General features: G+C 70.3%; 16 protein-coding genes and 2 pseudogenes. 11 read left to right on the forward strand and 7 right to left on the reverse strand.

Going from position 1 to position 18,371, the window contains the following annotated elements; genetic code table 11:
* Positions 1 to 124 precede the first annotated feature (124 nt).
* The 3 genes from FPZ41_RS34110 to FPZ41_RS34120 form a co-directional block, all read right to left on the reverse strand.
* A complete protein-coding gene (locus FPZ41_RS34110) occupies positions 125 to 448 on the reverse strand; it encodes a hypothetical protein (protein ID WP_152867457.1) in 324 nt (107 codons plus the stop codon).
* Positions 449 to 911: 463 nt separating this feature from the next.
* Positions 912 to 1,418: a DUF6624 domain-containing protein gene (locus FPZ41_RS34115; RefSeq protein ID WP_322621074.1), complete on the reverse strand. Its 507-nt coding sequence runs from the start codon at positions 1,416 to 1,418 to the stop codon at positions 912 to 914.
* 183 nt (positions 1,419 to 1,601) lie between these two features.
* On the reverse strand, positions 1,602 to 2,774 hold the full coding sequence (locus FPZ41_RS34120; RefSeq protein WP_152867458.1) for an epoxide hydrolase family protein: 1,173 nt from the start codon (positions 2,772 to 2,774) through the stop codon (positions 1,602 to 1,604).
* Between the two features lie 103 nt (positions 2,775 to 2,877).
* Between FPZ41_RS34120 and FPZ41_RS34125 the strand changes: the two genes are divergently transcribed.
* From FPZ41_RS34125 to FPZ41_RS34140, 3 genes and pseudogenes are all read left to right on the forward strand, one after another.
* Positions 2,878 to 3,453, forward strand: coding sequence for a CGNR zinc finger domain-containing protein (locus tag FPZ41_RS34125; protein WP_152867459.1), 576 nt, complete (start codon positions 2,878 to 2,880; stop codon positions 3,451 to 3,453).
* Between the two features lie 31 nt (positions 3,454 to 3,484).
* Positions 3,485 to 3,849 (forward strand): annotated as a pseudogene (locus FPZ41_RS34130) (hypothetical protein); the annotation flags it as partial.
* Between the two features lie 920 nt (positions 3,850 to 4,769).
* On the forward strand, positions 4,770 to 5,378 hold the full coding sequence (locus FPZ41_RS34140; RefSeq protein ID WP_322621075.1) for a hypothetical protein: 609 nt from the start codon (positions 4,770 to 4,772) through the stop codon (positions 5,376 to 5,378).
* A gap of 230 nt (positions 5,379 to 5,608) precedes the next feature.
* On the opposite strand, the gene FPZ41_RS49625 is transcribed toward FPZ41_RS34140, so the two are convergent.
* Together FPZ41_RS49625 and FPZ41_RS34150 are read right to left on the reverse strand one after the other, a co-directional pair.
* Positions 5,609 to 5,734: a hypothetical protein gene (locus FPZ41_RS49625; protein WP_265584271.1), complete on the reverse strand. Its 126-nt coding sequence runs from the start codon at positions 5,732 to 5,734 to the stop codon at positions 5,609 to 5,611.
* 360 nt (positions 5,735 to 6,094) lie between these two features.
* Complete coding sequence (locus FPZ41_RS34150; protein ID WP_322621076.1) at positions 6,095 to 6,976, reverse strand: ATP-grasp domain-containing protein; 882 nt, start codon at positions 6,974 to 6,976, stop codon at positions 6,095 to 6,097.
* 203 nt (positions 6,977 to 7,179) lie between these two features.
* On the opposite strand from FPZ41_RS34150, the gene FPZ41_RS34155 reads away from it, so the two are divergent.
* Positions 7,180 to 8,268 carry a MerR family transcriptional regulator gene (locus tag FPZ41_RS34155; protein ID WP_152867461.1) on the forward strand — a complete coding sequence of 363 codons (1,089 nt, stop codon included), beginning with the start codon at positions 7,180 to 7,182 and terminating at the stop codon, positions 8,266 to 8,268.
* Positions 8,269 to 8,292: 24 nt separating this feature from the next.
* Here the strand turns inward: FPZ41_RS34155 and FPZ41_RS34160 are convergent, their stop codons facing one another.
* Entirely contained in the window at positions 8,293 to 9,228 is a 936-nt protein-coding gene (locus tag FPZ41_RS34160; protein ID WP_152867462.1) for a UTP--glucose-1-phosphate uridylyltransferase, read from the reverse strand.
* A gap of 83 nt (positions 9,229 to 9,311) precedes the next feature.
* Positions 9,312 to 10,019 carry a FadR/GntR family transcriptional regulator gene (locus FPZ41_RS34165; protein WP_322621077.1) on the reverse strand — a complete coding sequence of 236 codons (708 nt, stop codon included), beginning with the start codon at positions 10,017 to 10,019 and terminating at the stop codon, positions 9,312 to 9,314.
* A gap of 250 nt (positions 10,020 to 10,269) precedes the next feature.
* Between FPZ41_RS34165 and FPZ41_RS34170 the strand changes: the two genes are divergently transcribed.
* The 7 genes and pseudogenes from FPZ41_RS34170 to FPZ41_RS34200 all read left to right on the forward strand — a co-directional run.
* Positions 10,270 to 11,685, forward strand: a complete 1,416-nt coding sequence (locus FPZ41_RS34170) for an SLC13 family permease (RefSeq protein ID WP_152867463.1) — start codon at positions 10,270 to 10,272, stop codon at positions 11,683 to 11,685.
* A gap of 73 nt (positions 11,686 to 11,758) precedes the next feature.
* Positions 11,759 to 13,222 carry an acyl-CoA synthetase gene (locus FPZ41_RS34175; RefSeq protein ID WP_322621078.1) on the forward strand — a complete coding sequence of 488 codons (1,464 nt, stop codon included), beginning with the start codon at positions 11,759 to 11,761 and terminating at the stop codon, positions 13,220 to 13,222.
* Positions 13,215 to 14,609, forward strand: a complete 1,395-nt coding sequence (locus FPZ41_RS34180) for a carboxyl transferase domain-containing protein (RefSeq protein ID WP_152867465.1) — start codon at positions 13,215 to 13,217, stop codon at positions 14,607 to 14,609. Before FPZ41_RS34175 ends, FPZ41_RS34180 begins: the two co-directional genes overlap by 8 nt.
* A gap of 126 nt (positions 14,610 to 14,735) precedes the next feature.
* Positions 14,736 to 15,095: a CU044_2847 family protein gene (locus FPZ41_RS34185; protein WP_322621079.1), complete on the forward strand. Its 360-nt coding sequence runs from the start codon at positions 14,736 to 14,738 to the stop codon at positions 15,093 to 15,095.
* Positions 15,092 to 16,846, forward strand: a complete 1,755-nt coding sequence (locus tag FPZ41_RS34190; protein WP_152867466.1) for a VMAP-C domain-containing protein — start codon at positions 15,092 to 15,094, stop codon at positions 16,844 to 16,846. The genes FPZ41_RS34185 and FPZ41_RS34190 overlap by 4 nt, the downstream gene beginning before the upstream one ends.
* Before the next feature lie 69 nt (positions 16,847 to 16,915).
* A complete protein-coding gene (locus FPZ41_RS34195) occupies positions 16,916 to 17,956 on the forward strand; it encodes an AAA family ATPase (protein WP_152867467.1) in 1,041 nt (346 codons plus the stop codon).
* Positions 17,956 to 18,371, forward strand: a pseudogene (locus tag FPZ41_RS34200) (hypothetical protein); the annotation flags it as partial. The gene FPZ41_RS34195 and the pseudogene FPZ41_RS34200, both read left to right, overlap by 1 nt.

An 18,371-nucleotide genomic window follows, 5' to 3' on the forward strand; every position in this document is an offset into this window, starting at 1 on the left:
CGCGGCATTGCCACCCGCTATGACAAGACCCCCGAGAGCTACCTTGCCGGACTCCACCTACGAGGCGCCGTCATCTGGATCCGCAGCCTTCAGCCAAGTCGCTGATCACGACTCCGTACAGGCCCTAGGGCCGGGCCATCACGTCGGTGCACCTCTCGTCAGCGCCGTGTTCTGTGATCTTGGCTTGTTCGCCGGGAGAGGCCGTGGAGGGGAGATCGACTGTGTAGCAGCGGCCGGCTGTGTCTTCGGCTGGTCCGAAGACCGGCAGGAACCTCTTGTAGGTGCGGGAGAACTCAGCGATGACGCGAATCCGACCGCCAGCCGGTTCCACCCAGTAAACCTGCGCGATTCCCTGCTCGATCACCCCAGTGAACAGATTGACCATCCCGAGCCGGTCCGAAGGCACCTTCCCCTCACCTGCCAGTACTTCGTCCGCGAAGTGCCGCACGTCCTGGCGTGTGGCCTCGGCTGCGGCGTCCTTCCGATCGGCTTCCCTCGACCAACCGACGGTGTAGGAGACGACTGCCGCAGTGAGCAGGGAGAGCAGGACCGCTGCCAGGGCCTTCGCCCAAGGAGCGGTCCTGCCGGGTGCGTCAGCGCTCACCAACACTCAGAGCTTTCCCGCGGCGCGGCGAAGGCCACAGCATCTGCGGTGACTCCAGTGGTGTTGGGGTGGAAGCTTTCGCGGCTCACGCACCACGTTCCTCCGATCTCGCGGCGGAGGCCTCTGTCGCCGACGTCCGCCTTCACATTTTGTTGATGCCCTCAGGATCACCGGAGGCTCGTCGGCCTGGGAAGGCACTGTCGGGAGACAGGCACAACCGGATCGCCATGACCTGTCCGGCGGATCGTTGCGGCACGGGAGGTGAGCCCCAGGCGGTGATCCACAGGAGGCGGATGGGAACGGGCCGTCAGGCCTTCGCGAACTTGGCAACGTACTCGTCGAAGGGCTCGATGCCGACTTCCGCACGGAGTTCATCCATGCGCTCGGGCTCCTCACAGGGCCACGGAACCGGTGCCCCGTCCTTCACACCAGCGATCTGAGTGCCGTAGACCTGCTTGCGGCCCTCATTGACCAGCGTGCGGTCGCGCAGAAAGGCCAGCTCGCGCGGGCTGGCCGCCCCTTCCGAAACCGCCTGCTGCATCAGCTGCAGTGCCCGTCGCTGAACATCGAGCTGCCGGTCGGCGTGCTGGGCGATCAGCCAGGCCGCGCGTGCGGCTTCCTCGCCGACCAGTTCTGCCGTCGGCCAGCCGTACTCATCCATGACTTCGCTGAGTCGGTCACCGTGCCGTGCGGTCAGCCGACGCCACGCCAACTGCTCGACCGGGTCATCGCTGGGCCCGCGGATCGCGGACTGGTGATCCGCCGCAGCCATGGCCTTGAGTTCCTCCGCCAATGCGGCAACTTCGTGCGACACTCTCGACTCCCAGGTCAGGTCGGTGCGTTGCGCTCGTTTCCTGCAACCCTAAGGGCGCATAACGGGCTCTTCGCAGTTGAGGTTGCAGTCGGGGGTGTTGACGGCATGAGCTCGGCCCGGAAGCCGTCGGACAACGCCTTGAGCCGGGTCAGGCGGTGGTCGAGTGCGGGCACCCAGCCGCGTTCACCGATGAGCGGCGAGCACTGCCGCGAGGCCCTCTTGCAGGTCTTTGACGAAATACTCGGGAACCTCCAGCGACGGGAAATGTCCCCCGGTTTCGGGTGACCTCCATCGGACGATCTGTCGGTACCGCTCCTGCGCCCAGGGGCGCGGGCTCTTCTCGACGTCGCGGGGATACATGGTGATTGCTGACGGGACGTCGACCCGAAGTTCGGGGTCGAGCGAGTTGTGGCTTTCGTAGTAAATGCGGGCCGCCGATGCGCCGGTCCGTGTCAGCCAATACAGGGTGACGTCGTCAAGGACGCGGTCTCTGGAGATCGTCTCGAACGGGCTGTCTTCGGTGTCTGACCACTCGGCGAACTTGTCGAGGATCCAGGCGAGAAGCCCGACCGGTGAGTCGACGAGCGAGTAGCCGATGGTCTGCGGTCGGGTCGCCTGCTGTTTCGCGTACGCCGCGCGGTGGCGCCAGAAATCGCGGGTTTCCTCGGTCCACTTGCGCTCGGCCGCGGTCAGCCCGTCCGTTGTCAACCCGGGTGGTGCCTCCGCGAACGTTGTGTGGATGCCGAGAACATGCGCCGGAAACCTGCCGCCGAGAACCGTGGTGATATTGCCTCCCCAGTCGCCGCCGTGGGCTGCGAACTTGCTGTAGCCGAGCCTTCCCATCAGTTCCACCCATGCGGCCGCGATCCTTTCGGTTCCCCACCCGGTGGTGGCCGGCTTGTCGCTGTAACCAAAGCCTGGTAGCGACGGGACCACGACGTGGAACGCCGGCGCGTCTGCATCTTTCGGATCTGCCAGCTCGTCCACTACATCGATGAACTCGGCAATGCTGCCTGGCCAGCCGTGCGTCAAGATCAGAGGGGTGGCATCTGTGCGCGCGGACCGGCGGTGCAGGAAGTGGATTCCCAGATCATCAATGGTCGTGCGGAACTGGCCGATCCGGTTGAGGCGTGCTTCGAACGACCGCCAGTTGTACCCGGTGCGCCAGTAGTTCACGACATCGACGAGGTCGGCGAGCGGAACGCCCTGTTCCCATCGGTGAGGGTCGGGCGCGGCGCGATGGACCGTCTCGGCCTCCGGTAGTCGCGCAGCGGCCAGTCGCGCGCGCAGATCGTCGAGGTCGGCGTCCGTCGCGTGGGCTTCAAATGCTTGCACGTCGCTGGTTGGACGGGGCATGAGACCTCCTGGCCATCGCGGAACCGGCTAGGGCCTATCACGAACCGGCTAAGGCGGTTCTAGCAGTTCTCCGAGCCATGCTGCAACCAGCTAAGGTGGTTCCATGCGTGCTGGATTCCCTGACTTCCGCCTCGGTAAAGTGCTGGCGACCAGCTTCACGGGGACCCTGTCGGAGCGTCATGGCAACGCTGTGGAGCGCATTCCCACGCCGCACCGACTCGTCGACTGGCTGGCAGTGAGCGGCCTCGCCGTGGACTCCTGCACCACTGCCCAGCTCGACCTCGCTCGGGAACTGAGGGAGTCGATTCACGCCGCCGCGACAGCGGCCGCGATCCAGGACGCTCTCCCTGCATCTGCTGTCCAAGTCATCAATGACCGCAGCGCTCAGGGTCGGGCCGCGGCGATCCTGACGCCCGAGGGTGAGCGGCGATGGCGGCTCAGCCCGGCTTCCTGCGTGGAAGATGCCCTCAGCGTGATCGCCGTCGACGCGATCAGCATCATCGCAGGCGAACGAGACGGAAAATTGGCCTTGTGTGCATCACCAACCTGCCAAGCCGCCTTCTTCGACACCAGCCAAAGCCGCACTCGCAAATGGTGCGACATGAACACGTGTGGGAATCGTCAGAAGAAAGCGCGCTTCAATGCCAACCAGCGCAAAAACCCCAGATCAGCGGAGTGATCGTTACCTGAGCCATCCGTCGCCTTCGATCAGGATGGTGATCGAGTGCCGGGTCGCCGAGCCGGATCCGTGATGCCGGAAGTGCGGGTTGGAGCGCGTGGTGCGCGACACAGTCAGGCGGCGGCCGGCGCATGAGCCGTTCGGGCACCGCCCCACGACGCTGCTGGTGCGGGTACGCCGCTCTCGGTGCGACTCGCGCGAGAGGACGTGCATGTCTGGAGGCACACCGGGCTTGGCGACGAGTACGTCACCGTGATCATCGATCTCACCCCCATGGGTGAGAAGACCGGGCCGGCGAGGCTGCTGTACATGGTCGAGGGGCGCTCGAAGGCAGTGTTCAAGCAGTGGCTCGCCGGGCGCCCGAAGGCCTGGTCCGCCGGGATCGAAGTGGTCGCGAACACCGCCCTGCGACCGGGCCGGGTGCACGGCCTGCCCGGTCCGAGACCAGGGCTTCGGCGTAGTTTGATGTCGTCCGTTTTGATCATGTGAGGCCGAGAAGGGCACGGGGCCGGGTTTGGTCTCGGACTGCCCGTCGGAGGCCGGAGGCGATGTTGCGGGCGCCGGTCGGGCCGAGAGCTCCGATCGCGAGGTTTCTGCAGGTGGCCATCGCTCTGGGAGTGTTTCCGGTCCGCAGCTGGGAGGCGTCCTCGGCGAAGGTGACGTCCCTGACGTGGTGCAGGGCCTCGACGGTCCAGTGCCCTCGGATCAGTCGGGCGAGCTGAGCCGCGGAGATCAGAGATGATGCGTCGGCAGGCACGGGCAGTCCAAGGTCACAGAGCGTAGAGAACTCCATGATCGCGGACGTCCGTGCCTGCTGTGCACCGAACCCCGCCCGACATGACGAGACGTCAGCAACCGGGCGTCAGCCGACTACGCCGAAGTCCTGACCGAAGAGGGGGCGGTAGTACGCGACTTCCGGTTCGCGCTCCATCCGGATGTTGCCGGTGAGGGTCTCCGTTGTTGCGTTGTCGGACCATCCGGTTGGTTCCGCTGCGCTCTTCGAGATGCACGACGAATGGATCGCCTTACCTCGCCGCCACGTCCCCGAAGGCGATATGGGTGATATCTACCGTAAACTCTCTTTTAACTCCTCCGTGCTACCCAACGCACCGAAATGCAACCGCCAGTTGATCCCCAACGCCATGACGAGGGACACTACCTGGCGGATGCGTGTTCCCGACCGAGTGGCACTCGCTTCGGCATCCTCCCGTGCAGGTCATCGGAGACCATTTACCCAAAGATTACTGGGCAGTTGACCTCAAGGTTTCGTGGTAGCGTCCTTATTCGGAGGGACAGTGCAACCTGAAAGGGAAATCGTGAACACGGAGAAGATCGCTGCTCGCCGCCTCTCGCTGGAAGAGGTGACGAAGCTCGGCGTGAAGGACAGGCTCTTCGTTTCCGCCGACACGGCAGAACTCAAGCTTCCCGACTGCTATGTCCCTGCTTTTCTGACCAAGTCCGGTGAGCATTTCGAGGGCGGCTCGATAACGGCGAGAACCGTTTTCCAGGAAGAGGTCTCCTGCCTTCCCGACGACGAGAATGAAGCCGGAATCTACTTGGCCGACGAGAACGGCTCGGTGACCATCGAGGTCCTCCAGTCCGCCGGTGTCGTGCTGGACCTGGCACTTTTTGTCCCTGGTGGGGACAAGGGGGCCCTCACGGCCCTTTACGCTGCGGCCCGGCAGGCGTTCGGCGCCGACGTCGTGCAGATCTGGCGCCAGGGCCTCAAGGAGGTACCCGACGTGAAGGTCGACATCTTCGAGGAGCAGATTCCCCGGGGGCGCAAGGGGAGCGACAGCCCCAAGCGTGACCGTCGCGCGATCGACACCTACCCCACCCGTGCGGACTTCATCGAGTTCTCCACGGGGTGGAAGCCGGTCGTTGAGATTCACAGGCCGATTGTTGACGACACCCCGACCATCTGAGGCGGCGTTACCTCTCGGTCTCGGCCTGAGAGAACGCCGAGAACGCATGCGCCGGACCCGGTCGACCCCTGAGCGGCCCAGGGAGCCGTCGGAAAACAACTCACGAACGCCGAAAGGCCGTTCCACTCGATGACCTCGCGAGACAGCCCGCCTGACCAAGATCAAAGCCTGAAGTTATTCTGCGACAGCCCTCAGGGCTTCGGCGTAGTCGAGTAACGTCCACTTCGTGCTCAGGCGAGGCCGAGGAGCGTGAGGGGCCGGCGGGCGTCACGCGCATTGCGGCGACGGCCGGAGGCGATGTTCTTCGCGCCGTTCAGTCGCAGGGCGCCGACCACGAGGTTGCGCCAGGTCGCCATGGCGCGGGGTGCGCTGTCGGTCCGCCACCGCGCACGCGGTCAGGTCGAGGACGACGGCCAGCGCGTGCCGCACTCCTCGCAGCCGGATCATCTGCTATCAGCCCGAACGCCCAGCCCAGCCGCTCATCCCATGCACGAGCGTCGTCCGCTTCTGCACCTGTCTTTTCAGCCACGCAGGGATCATCCCCCGGCACCGTCGGCTGGCTCCGCCCGACGGTGCGCGGAGACGCAGGCCACCGAGGCGCAATGGACATGAGACAGGAACCGTCCGCTCGCGCTCCCTTCACCGCAAGTGGTCACGAAACGGACGCCCGCCGACTACGCCGAAGCCCTGGGTCCGAGACGCGGAACATGGACGCCCTACGCGCCCGCCGCCGCCAGGATCGACTCCACCACCCTCGGCATCGAAGCCGGGTGCAGATCGAGGAAGAGGGCCGGCTCGATCAACTCCAGTTCCATGACGCGGGGTTCGCCGTCGTCCCCGAGGATCAGGTCGACCCGGGCGTACAGCAGTTCGGAGCCGCCCGGTACGGAGGCCAGCGCGCTTTCGGCGACGTGGAGTTCGGCCGGGGACGGGGTCCAGGGCTCCAGGTCGGGGTGGGGCACCTTGTCCGCGTCGTACGCCGTGCCGGGGGCGAGGACCGCTCCCTTGCGGCTGGCGTGCAGCAGCCGCCCGCCGAAGTACTGCAGCGCCCGCTCACCGGTGACGTCGATGCCGCGCATGTACGGCTGCACCATCGCGGTGAACCCTTCCGCGTGCATGCGCGCGAGGTGCCGTACGGCCGTCTCCCTGTCCGCGGGCGTGTAGCGCGCGGCGTACCGGGCGCCCGCCCCGGACGTCGGCTTCACGACGTACTCCTGGTCGTCCGGGAGATCGGGGGCGTCACCGGGCGCGAGATACCGGGTCGGCACGACGGGCACCCCGGCCGCCGCCAGATCCCCGAGGTACCGCTTGTCGGTGTTCCAGAGCACCACGTCCGCCGGATTCGCCAGCCGCGTGGCCTTCCCGCACCGCGTCACCCAGGCCGCGAACTCCTCCGCACGCCAGCAGTAGTCCCAGGTGGACCGTATGACCGCGAGGTCGTAACCGGCCCAGTCGGTCTCCGGATCGTCCCAGTACACGGCGGTCGTCTCGGCCCCGGACGCCGCCAGCTCCCGTACCAGCACCGGCAGATCGAGATCCTTGTGCGCCTCGGGCCCGGGGTCGTAGGTGACGAGCGCTATACGGGGGGTGTCTGTCACGGGGCTCCATCCTCGTACGGCTGTTGTGTATGCGACCGTTCTGCGCGGGCGCGGGCGCACCGGCTCCGGCCCGCGAAGCCAACGAAGCTGACCACGGCCCCCGCAACCGAGGCAACCCGTTTGACCTTCCCCTTCGGTGAAGCCCCAGCATCGGGAGCGGAACGAGGAACGGCCGAGGCCAGGACCGAGGGGGAACCGTGGGCATGCTGACGATCGGCGCCTTCGCGAAGGCGTGCCGGCTCTCGCCGAAGGCGCTGCGGCTGTACGACGAGCTGGAGTTGCTGCGGCCCGCCCGGGTGGACCCGGAGACCGGGTACCGCTACTACGCGGTGGAGCAGCTGGAGCGGGCACGGCTGGTGGCGTGGTTGCGGCGGCTGGGGATGCCGCTGGCGCGGATCCGGCAGGTGTGCGCGCTGGACGGGCCCGCCGCGGGCCGGGAGATCCGGGCGTACTGGGCGCGGGTCGAGGCCGAGACGGCGCACCGCCGGGACCTGGCGGCCTTCCTCGTGGACCACCTCACAGGCACCTCAGGGAAGGACACCACCATGCTGGAACTCCGTTACGCCGCCCTCTCCGACACCGGGCTGGTCCGCCCGGCCAACCAGGACACCGCCTACGCGGGCACCCGCGTCCTCGCCGTGGCCGACGGTTTCGGCTCCGCCGGGGCGCACGCGTCCACAGCAGCCGTGGAAGCGCTGAAGATCCTTGAACGCGAGACCCACGAGACCCGCGACACCCGCGACACCCTCTCCGCGGGCAACGTGCTCAACCTGCTCGACGACGCGGTGCAGGGCGCCACCCGGGCCGTACGGGACATCGCGACGGCCGACAAGGAGGTGGGGACGACGCTCACGGCGATGCTCTGGACCGGCTCGCAGCTCGCCCTCGTCCACATCGGCGACTCGCGCGCGTACCTGCTCCGCGACGGCGAGCTCTTCCAGATCACCCACGACCACACGCTCGTCCAGTCGATGGTCGACGAAGGCCGGCTGACGGTGGAGGAGGCCGCGGCCCACCCCCAGCGGACCCTGCTCCTCAAGGGCCTGACCGGAGGCGACTCCGTCCCCTCCCCGGACCTCCGGCTCCAGGACGCCCTGCCCGGCGACCGGTATCTGCTGTGCTCCGACGGTCTGTCACGGGTACTGGCGGACCCGGACATCGAGCGGACCCTGGCATCGGTTCCCGACCCCGAGGAGGCCGCGCGCACGCTCGTCGCCGGGGCCAATGACGCGGGCGGTCCGGACAACGTGAGCTGTGTGGTGGCCGACGTGGTGGAGGCCACCGAGGTCTGAAGCCCGCACCCTGCCGGTCCGACGTCAGGTCGTGGAAGTGGTGGCGGTCGTACCGGAGTCCGCGCGGTCCTCGTCGAGTTCATGGACGAGGCCGCGCAGGACGGGGCCGTACTCGGGATGGGCGAGGGCGGAGGCCATCTGAGCGACGAGGTAGTCGGCCGGGTTGCCGGTGTCGTACCACCGGCCCTGGATGACCTGCCCGTACACGGCGCGGGCACCGGCGTAGGCGTTGATGGCGTCGGTCAGGTAGATCTCGCCGTCGCGGTGCTCGTACCAGCGCCGGGTCTGCTCGCGCAGTTCGTCGATGATGCCGGGGGTGATGACGTAGCCGCCGATGGCCGCGTACGAGGACGGTGCGTCGGCGGGAGCCGGCTTCTCGACGAGGCCGGTGATCCGTAGCAGTCCGTCGCCGAGGTCCTCCTTGACGATGGGCACGCCGTAGCGCTGGGAGTCGCCCGGGTCCATCGGCATGAGGGCCAGCACCGGGCAGGCGGTCTGCTCGTAGGCGCGGATCAGTTGCTGGGCCCGGGGTACTTCGGCCACGAACACGTCGTCCGGCCACAGGACCAGCACCGGCTCGTCGCCGATGTTGCGGGCGGCGTTGAGCACGGGGGTGCCGTTGCCGTACGGGCCGTGCTGGTCGAGGTAGGTGATGTGCCCTCGGCGGGCCAGCTCGGCGACCTCCTCCACCGCGTCCGCGTAGGCCGTCTTGCCGTCCTCGCGCAGTTGCGCGACCAGGGCGGGATTGGGCCGGAAGTGCTCCTGGATAAGGGATTTCCCGCCGGAGACGACAATGGTGATGTCGGTGATACCGGAGTCCACCAGTTCGCGCACGGTGTGCTCGATCACGGGCTTGTCGCCGACCGGGAGCATTTCCTTCGGTGTCGCCTTGGTCAGAGGCAGCAGGCGGGAGCCCAGTCCGGCGGCGGGGATCACGGCCCTGCGGATCGTCGGGGACATCACGTCTCTCTCGGTCGAACGGCACACCGTGCCGGCCCGCACGGTTCTCGCCGACGCTACCAACGCGCGGCGAGGCCGTGCGGCTATCTCTCCCCTTCCGGGTCCCAGTCCAGCAGCCGTACCTTCGCCACCGTCCGCACATGACGGCGCATCGCGGTGGCCGCCTGGTTCGGCTGCTGGTCGGCGATGGCGTCGAGGATGGCCTGGTGCTGGGCCAGGGAGCGGGTGGGGCGGCCGGGCTGGCGGAGGGACTCCGTGCGGCTCTCGGCGATCTGGTCGGCGATGGAGCGCATGAACTCCGCGAGGATGCTGCTGTGCGCGGCCGCGGTCACGGCCGCGTGGAACAGTCGGTCGCCCTCCACACCGTGGGCGTCCTCCTCGATCTCCCTGGTCATGTGGGCGAGCGCGGACCTCATCGCGGCCAGGTCCTCCTCCGTGCGGCGCTCGGCGGCCAGTTCGGCGAGCTTCGTCTCCAGGGCCTCGCGGGCCTCCAGGACGTCGGGGAGGCGCCGGCGGCGTTCGACCATCTCGTCGACGGGCTCGACATCGAGGCTGTCGCGGACCAGGTACGTGCCTCCGCCGTGGCGCGCCTCCACCAGGCCCTGGACCTCCAGCACCACGATCGCCTGCTTCACGGAGGCGCGGCTGACGCCCAGCCGCTGGGCGAGGTCCCGTTCGGGCGGCAGCCGGTCCCCGGCGCGCAGGCCGCCCTCGGCGACGTACTGGCGCAGTCGGTCGAGCACCTGCTCGTAGAGGCGCTGTTTCGTCATGGGGCGCAGGGCGTCGGTCACGGCTCCCCCCTCTCGTCGGGAGCGTAACACCGGGCGGGGTGAGTGGCTGGGTGGTCGAGTGGCCGGATGGTCAACTGGCTGAGCCAATTTCTGCGCGACCTCTTGACGTGGCCCCCGGCGGGCCCCACGCTGACCTGCCAGCACCCCCCAGCAGCCAAGTGGCTCAGCCACTCAGCCACTCATCACACCCACTGACCGCACTCGTAGCCACTCGGATCAGCCACTCCGGGACCCAAAGACGGGAGCCCGTATGTCCCCCGAACTCATCTCGATCCTCGTCCTCGTCGTGGTGTTCGTCATCGCCACCACCCGCTCCGTCAACATGGGCGCACTCGCCTTCGCCGCCGCCTTCGGGGTGGGCGCACTCGTCGCCGACCTCGACGCGGACGGCATCTTCGCCGGCTTCCCCGGTGACCTCTTCGTCGTCCTCGTCGGCGTCACGTACCTCTTCGCGATCGCCCGCGCCAACGGCACCACCGACTGGCTCGTGCACGCCGCGATCCGGCTGGTGCGCGGGCGGGTGGCGCTGATCCCCTGGGTGATGTTCGCCCTCACCGGCGCGCTCACGGCGATCGGCGCGGTCAGTCCGGCCGCGGTCGCGATCGTCGCCCCGATCGCGCTGAGCTTCGCCGTCCGGTACAGGATCAGCCCGCTGCTGATGGGCACCATGGTGGTGCACGGCGCGCAGGCCGGCGGCTTCTCACCGATCAGCATCTACGGGACGATCGTCAACGGCATCGTCGAGCGCGAGAAGCTCCCGGGCAGCGAGATCACGCTCTTCCTGGCCTCCCTCACCGTCAACCTCGTCATCGCCGCCGTCGTCTTCGTCCTCTTCGGCGGGCTCAAGCTGTGGGCTCAGGGGTCGGTGGCGGTGGACGGGGAAGGGGGAGCTGCGAGCGGTGACTCCGGAGGCGGCACGAGTGGTACGAGTACGAGTACGGGTGGTGTGAGTACGAATGGTGTGAGTGGTGACACCGGCGGTACGAGCCGTACCGCCGCCACGAGCCCCACCGCCGTCGCCACCGCCGCCCCCGCCCACCCGGGCGAACCCGGCCCCGACACCACCCGCCTCACCCCCGCCCGCACCGCCACGCTCACCGCGCTGGTCGCCCTCGTCGTCGCTGTGCTCGCCTTCGACCTGGACGCGGGTCTCACCGCGATCACCCTGGCCGTGCTGCTCAGCGCCGCATGGCCGGAGGACAGCCGCGTGGCGGTCGGGCAGATCGCCTGGCCCACCGTGCTGCTGATCTGCGGTGTCCTCACATACGTCGGCGTACTGGACGAGATGGGCACCATCACCTGGGCCGGTGAGGGCGTCAGCGGCATCGGGGTCCCGCTGCTGGCCGCGGTGCTGCTCTGCTACATCGGCGCGATCGTGTCGGCGTTCGCCTCGTCCGTGGGGATCATGGGCGCGCTGATCCCGCTGGCCGTGCCGTTCCTGGCGCAGGGCGAGATCGGGGCGATCGGCATGGTGGCGGCACTCGCGGTGTCGGCGACGGTCGTGGACGTGAGCCCGTTCTCGACGAACGGCGCGCTGGTGCTGGCCGCGGCACCGGACGTCGACCGGGAGCGTTTCTTCCGGCAGCTGATGGTGTACGGAGGGATCGTGGTGGCGGTGGTGCCCGCGGTGGTGTGGCTGGTGATGGTCGTCCCCGGCTGGGGATAACCCAACGGGCGGCAGCGGCTGGAGCCGCCGATCGTGAACCGTAATGCAAGGCAGTATTGAAGGAGTACGACGCGTGTCCTCACTCTTCCCGGCCCTGACCGACTCCCCGGCCGAGCGGCCCGCCCTGCGGTTCGGCGAGCGCTCCCTGACGTACGCGGAACTCGCCGCGACTGCGGGCGCGCTCGCCGGGAGAATCCGGGGAGCGGGCCGGGTGGCCGTCTGGGCGACACCCACGCTGGAGACGGCCGTCGGAGTGGTGGCCGCCCTGCTGGCCGGGGTGCCCGCGGTGCCGCTCAACCCGAAGTCGGGCGACAGCGAGCTGGGGCACATCCTCAGGGACAGCGAGCCCGCACTCGTCCTCACCGCACCGGACTCGGAACTCCCCGCCGCCCTGGGCGACTTGGAGCGCGTGGAGGTCGACGTACGGGACACCGCCCAGAGCCCCGTCAGCGACGTCGCCGACCTTGCCCGTATCACCGCCGACTCCCCCGCCCTCGTCGTCTACACCTCCGGCACCACCGGCCCGCCCAAGGGCGCAGTCATCCCCCGCCGGGCCATCGCCGCCACCCTGGACGCGCTGGCCGACGCCTGGCAGTGGACCGGGGACGACGTCCTGGTCCACGCGCTGCCGCTGTTCCACGTCCACGGGCTGATCCTGGGCATCCTCGGCCCGCTGCGGCGCGGCGGCTCGGTACGGCACCTGGGGCGGTTCACCGCCGAAGGGGTCACCCAGGAGCTGAACGAGGGCGCCACCATGTTGTTCGGCGTGCCGACGATGTACCACCGGCTCGCGGAGGCGCTCCCCGACGACCCCGCGCTCTCGAAGGCGCTCGGCCGGGCGCGGCTGCTCGTGTCCGGCTCAGCGGCGCTGCCGGTGCACGACCACGAGCGGATCGCGGCGGCGACCGGGCGGCGGGTCATCGAGCGGTACGGCATGACGGAGACCCTCATGAACACGAGCGTGCGCGCGGACGGCGAGCCGCGTGCCGGGACGGTCGGAGTGCCGCTGCCGGGCGTGGAGTTGCGTCTGGTGGAGGAGGACGGGTCGGCCATCACGGCGTACGACGGCGAGAGCGTCGGCGAGATCCAGGTGCGCGGCCCGAACCTCTTCACGGAGTATCTGAACCGTCCGGACGCGACCGCCGCCGCGTTCACCGGGGACGGCTGGTTCCGCACGGGCGACATGGCGGTCCGGGACGCCGACGGGTACGTACGGATCGTGGGCCGGAAGGCCACCGACCTGATCAAGAGCGGTGGTTACAAGATCGGCGCGGGCGAGATCGAGAACGCGCTGCTCGAACACCCGGCGGTGCGCGAGGCCGCCGTCACGGGCGAACCGGACGACGACCTCGGCGAGCGCGTGGTCGCCTGGATCGTGCCCGCCGATCCCGAGTCCCCGCCCGGCGCCGGGGAGCTGGCCGACCACGTCGCCGGGCGCCTCGCCCCGCACAAGCGCCCCCGCGTCGTGCACTTCCTCGACGCGCTCCCCCGCAACGACATGGGCAAGATCATGAAGCGGGCGCTGAAGCATGACTGAGCCGTCCGCCCGGAACTCCGCCCAGTATTCGGCCCCCCTGTACTCCGCCCGGTACTCCGCGCGCCAGGTCATCGCCCTGGTCGCCGACGACTTCGCCGAACTGCCGTGCCCCGCGAGGGAGCACGAACCCGACGGCCCCCTCGCCTGGCAGGGGTACGACGCCTCGCGCGCCCGTGCCGCCGAGCGCACCGGCGAGAGGGAGTCGGTCGTCTGCGGTCGCGCGACGATCGGTGGTGTCGAGGCCGTGGTCCTGGCCTTCGAGTTCGGGTTCCTGGGCGGTTCGCTCGGGGAGCGGACCGGGGACCTGCTGGAGGCGGCGTACGGGGACGCGCGTGAGCACCGGTTGCCCGTCGTGGCGCTCGTCGCGACGGGCGGCAGCCGGATGCAGGAGGGAATGCGCGCGCTCACCCAGCTCCAGCGCGTGGCCCGGCAGTCGGCGCTGACGCGTCAGGCGGGGCTGCCCCAGATCTCCGTGCTGCGGGACCCGACGACCGGCGGCGGCTGGGCCACCCTGGGCGCGGGCGCCGACGTCGTCCTCGCGCTGCCCGGTGCCCAGGTGGGCTTCGCCGGTTCCCGGGTGCGCCCGGCGGACGCGGACCCGGCGGCGTACACGGCCGAGGCCCAGGTGGCGGCGGGCGCGGCCGACGCGGTCGTACGGCCGGAGGACCTGCGCGGGACGCTGGCGCTGTGGCTGGCGCTGCTGACCTGCCCCTCGTCGGAACCGGCGCCCCCACCGAGCGCCCTGGGGCCTGTGTCGAAAGTGGCGCCTGCCGGCAGCGGCCTCCCCGACACCGGGTGGGCCGCCGTCCTGCGTGCCCGCTCGCCCGAACGCCCTCGCGCCGAGGCGTACTTGGACGCGTACTTCACGCGCCGCGCGGCCATCGGCGGTGACCGCTGCGGCGGCACGGACCCGGGGATGCTGTGCGGCTTCGGCGAGCACGAGGGCCGGACCGTCGCCTACGCGGCCCAGTGCGGCACGGCGACCCGCCCCGCCGGGTACCGCACGGCGGCCCGGCTGATCCGTCTCGCGGGCCGGCTCGGTGTTCCCGTACTGACGCTGGTGGACACCCCGGGGGCCGCCAACGACGCGGAGGCGGAGCGGCAGGGCGCCGGAGCGGCCATCGCGGAGGTGTTCGACGCGGTGGCCACCGCCCGGACTCCGGTCACCACACTGGTCATCGGCGAGGGCGGCTCGGGCGGGGCGCTCGCCCTGGCCGCATCGGGCCGCACCTGGGCGACCCCGGACAGCTACTTCTCGGTGATCGCCCCGGAGTTGGCGGCCGCGATCCTCAAGCGCCCGGAGGACTACGTACGCGCCACGGCCGACGAACTGCGGGTGCGTCCGCAGGACTTGGTCGCACTGGGGGTTGTACGCGGTATCACGTGACCCGCTCGCGCGCCCCCCGTTCGAGGTATGTGTACGGCGTGTGGAAAAGGGGACAACGCGAGTACCGTCCGTGACAATAGGGTGGTTGATCGTCACGACGGACGGGACGGGCAGGACGGGGGCGTGGTGGAAGGTCTGGTGGAGTTCAAGACCGACGACGGTGCGGTGGTCACGGTCGAGGCCGTCGATGAGGGGACCGGGGCGGGCTCCCGCCTCGTGGCCCGCGGGGACGACGGTGCGGTGCAGGCGACCCGGACCTTCGAGGGTGCCCTGAGCAGCGTGCGCTCCGCGGCGGCGTCCGCGCTGCGGGTCTTCCGGGACGGTTCGCTGCAACCCGACGCGGTGGAGATCGAGTTCGGTGTGAAGCTCACCGCGGAGGCCGGCGCGCTGATCGCGAAGAGCGCGGTCGAGGGGCATCTCGTGGTCAAGCTCACCTGGTCCCCAGGGCGGTCGGACGCTCCCCCGGAGACCGACGTGACGTCATGACCAGCGCTTCCTGGCACGCCAGGATCAGCTGCGGGCGCGACACCGGCGCCGGCTTCCTGGTCACCGAACGCCACGTCGTCACCTGCGCACACGTCGTCGCCCGGGGCACCACCGACCCGGTGAACGTGTCCTTCGCGCACGGCGGCGGGGAGTCGGTCGGCGCCCGCGTCATCGCGCACGGCGGCTGGGACGGCCGCGACACCGACCCCGGTGACCTCGCCGTCCTGGAGCTCGACCAGGACGTGGCGCTGAAGCCCGCCGAGTTCGCGGCACCCGACGAGGCGTACGGCGACCCGCCGCGCAAGCTGCTCGCGTACGGCTTCCCGAAGCGGTACGAGGAGGGGACGCTCGCCGAGTACCGGGCCACCGCCGAACAGTTGATCGCCGGTGAGTGGGTGCAGTTGGAGGCGTGGGCCGCGCACGGACAGCCACTGGTGCCCGGGTTCAGCGGGGCGGCGGTGACGCTCGCGGACAGCGGCCGGGTCGTCGGCATGGTCTCGGCGGCGGCCCGCGATCCCGGGGTCCGCAACGGACGGATGCTGCCGGCGAACGTCATGGCCCGCTACTGGCCCCGCCTCGGCGACCTGATCCCGACCCCGGAGTACGACGGGCCGCAGAAGGAGCGGCTCCGGCTGCTGGTCGAGGAGGCGGCGCGCCACGGCGAACTGGAGTGCAGCCCCCAGCGGCTCTACGAGGAAGCCGTCACCGCCTTCGGCCCCCCGCCCCCACCGCACGGCTTCGCCTCCCTGTGGGACGCCGCCTGGTATCTCCTCTCCGAGGTGACCGACACGAAGGCGGCGGTCCGGTTCGCGGAGCGGCTCGCCGACTTCGTCGAGCACACGCCGACCCGGACAGCCCTGCGGTCCTGGCCGTACACCCACGCCGGGGCGACGCCGGGGTACGCGCCCTTGACGGTGCCCGCGCCCGTAAGCGGTGCGGACACCCGCTCCTGGTCCCCGATCCTCGTCGAGATCGCGCCCAGCGGCTCCGGGGACCAGCAGTTCCTGGTGGAGGTGTCCGCGTACAACGGCAACCACCGCAAGGTGGTGGGCCAGCGCCGGCTGCCCGCCGACCGGGTGCGGCCGTACGCCCTGGAGCGCATCGACGAGGCGTATCACGCGCTGGAGCCGGGCGCCCGGGAGCTGCTCGCCTTCGTGCTGCCGCGCCGGTGGCTCAACGCGGACGTGGCGCACTGGCAGCGCAGCGCCGACGACGACAGCCCGCTCGGCACCTTCGCGCCGCTCGTCGTCATGGACCTGGAGCGGCGGCGCAGCGGCGGTCTCCAGCACAAGCTGCTGCAGAAGTGGCGGGAGCTCGACACGCAGCGGTCGGCCCGGCTGCGCCGTATCGGCTGCGGGACCGTCGGGCAGGACCCGGTGAAGCTGACCATCGGGCTGCGCCGGGGCGCGGACATGGTGGGCTTCGGCGCCCCGCCGCGCGCCGACGGCACCCGGCGGCTGTTCCAGGCGACTTTGAACGCGGCGGTGCCGGTGATGCTGTGGCCGCGCTCCGGCTGCCGGGGCGGGCACACCCACGACGACTGCCGGGGCGCGGCCTTCCTGGACCGCCTCGCCGAACACCTCGCGGGTCTGGCCCCGGGGGAACTTCCCACGCACATCCACGAGTTGCGCGAGACGGCCTACGCGTCCGAGTCGCCCGAACCGCACTGGGCGTCCGACCTGGCGCTGCTCTGGGAGGATCCCCGCTGTCTGCCCGACCCCGTCGGCTACCAGCACTCGCCGGTCGGGTGAGGCGCACGCGAGAACCGGACCCGCACGCCCTCACCCCCCGCACGCACCCGTACGAGGAGCACACCCCCCATGTCCCTGTGGCCCGTCTACACGGGTTCGAGCGAGCCCCACGACGGCATCGACCGGCTGCCCGAGCCACCGCCGTGGCGCGCCTTCGACGGCGGGCCGGCGCTGGCCACCCCCGCCGACGGCGACGACACCTCGGCCTCCTCCCCCGACCGACTCCACCGTGCCCGCACCTACCGCGCCACCGACCGCGCGGTCCAGCTCGTCAACGCGGCCCTGTATCTGCGCAGACCCCTGCTGGTGACCGGCCCGCCCGGCAGCGGCAAGTCGAGCCTTGTGTACGCGGTCGCCAGGGAACTCAGGCTGGGCCCGGTGCTCCGCTGGAACATCACCAGCCGTACGACGCTCCGCGACGGCCTCTACCAGTACGACCCGCTGTCCCGCCTGTACGCGGCCGGACGCGCCGCCGCCCGCGACCAGCGCACCGCCGGCCGCGAGCAACTCCCGCTCGACGGCGAACTCCAGGACCATCTGCGCCTGGGCCCCGTGGGCACGGCCCTCCTGCCGTACGGCCGCCCGCGCGCCCTGCTGATCGACGAGATCGACAAGAGCGACCTGGACCTGCCGAACGACCTGCTGAACATCCTGGAGGAGGGCCAGTACGAGATCCCGGAGCTGGTCCGGGCCGCCCGGCACACCCCCACGGCGGAGGTGATGGTCGACGGCACGGACGACCGGGTGCCGGTGGCGCGGGGCCGGGTGCGGTGCCGGGCGTTCCCGTTCGTGGTGCTGACCAGCAACGGAGAGCGCGAGTTCCCGCCGGCTTTCCTGCGCCGCTGTGTCCGCCTGGAGCTCCACCAGCCGCGCGACACACACCTGGAGCAGATCGTGCGCGCCCACCTGGGCGAGCCGGACGCGTACGCCCGCGACCTGATCAACCGTTTCCTGTCCCGGGGCACGGACGGGGAACTGGCGACGGACCAGCTGCTGAACGCCGTCTATCTGACCGGTGTGGCGGGCCTCGACACGGCGTCCCGGGACGAGCTCGCGGAGCAGCTGATGCCGTATCTCAGCCGTACCGGGGACGAGGCGGACACGTTCTGATGAGTTCCGCGGGAGACGGGCCGGAGGGGATCGGCCGGCTCGCCGACCTGCTCGCCGAGGCGGGCGACGGCGAGCCGCCGACCTCCGTCGAGCTGGCCGAACTGCTGTGGCTGGCCGGGCACATGGAAGGACCGGAGGCACCCGCCGACGCCACGGCCGGCCCCCCGTCCGGGCATCGCGCCGAGGCCTCCCGCACACCGACCGTTCCCGCTCCCCGGCCTCAGCCGCCCACCTCCACGCGGACACCCCGGGAACAGCAGGCCGACGCGAAGACGGACCCGGCGGCAGCGGGACCGGACCCGGCGCACCCCGACGACCGCGTCCCCCTGCGCCTGCCCGGCACGGGCCCGGGCAGCGGCGGCAGCGCCTCCCACACCGCGCTCCTGGCGCCCGCGCCCCCGATGCTGTCCCACCC

This window comes from Streptomyces acidicola, assembly GCF_009377235.1.
Classification (GTDB): domain Bacteria; phylum Actinomycetota; class Actinomycetes; order Streptomycetales; family Streptomycetaceae; genus Streptomyces; species Streptomyces acidicola.

Excerpts from the sequence above, each read along its gene's own strand:
- FPZ41_RS34120 (WP_152867458.1), bottom strand. The coding sequence starts at position 2,774 with ATGCCCCGTCCAACCAGCGACGTGCAAGCATTTGAAGCCCACGCGACG.
- FPZ41_RS34125 (WP_152867459.1), top strand. The coding sequence starts at position 2,878 with ATGCGTGCTGGATTCCCTGACTTCCGCCTCGGTAAAGTGCTGGCGACC.
- FPZ41_RS49625 (WP_265584271.1), bottom strand. The coding sequence starts at position 5,734 with ATGGCGACCTGGCGCAACCTCGTGGTCGGCGCCCTGCGACTGAACGGC.
- FPZ41_RS34155 (WP_152867461.1), top strand. The coding sequence starts at position 7,180 with ATGCTGACGATCGGCGCCTTCGCGAAGGCGTGCCGGCTCTCGCCGAAG.
- FPZ41_RS34160 (WP_152867462.1), bottom strand. The coding sequence starts at position 9,228 with ATGTCCCCGACGATCCGCAGGGCCGTGATCCCCGCCGCCGGACTGGGC.
- FPZ41_RS34170 (WP_152867463.1), top strand. The coding sequence starts at position 10,270 with ATGTCCCCCGAACTCATCTCGATCCTCGTCCTCGTCGTGGTGTTCGTC.
- FPZ41_RS34180 (WP_152867465.1), top strand. The coding sequence starts at position 13,215 with ATGACTGAGCCGTCCGCCCGGAACTCCGCCCAGTATTCGGCCCCCCTG.
- FPZ41_RS34190 (WP_152867466.1), top strand. The coding sequence starts at position 15,092 with ATGACCAGCGCTTCCTGGCACGCCAGGATCAGCTGCGGGCGCGACACC.
- FPZ41_RS34195 (WP_152867467.1), top strand. The coding sequence starts at position 16,916 with ATGTCCCTGTGGCCCGTCTACACGGGTTCGAGCGAGCCCCACGACGGC.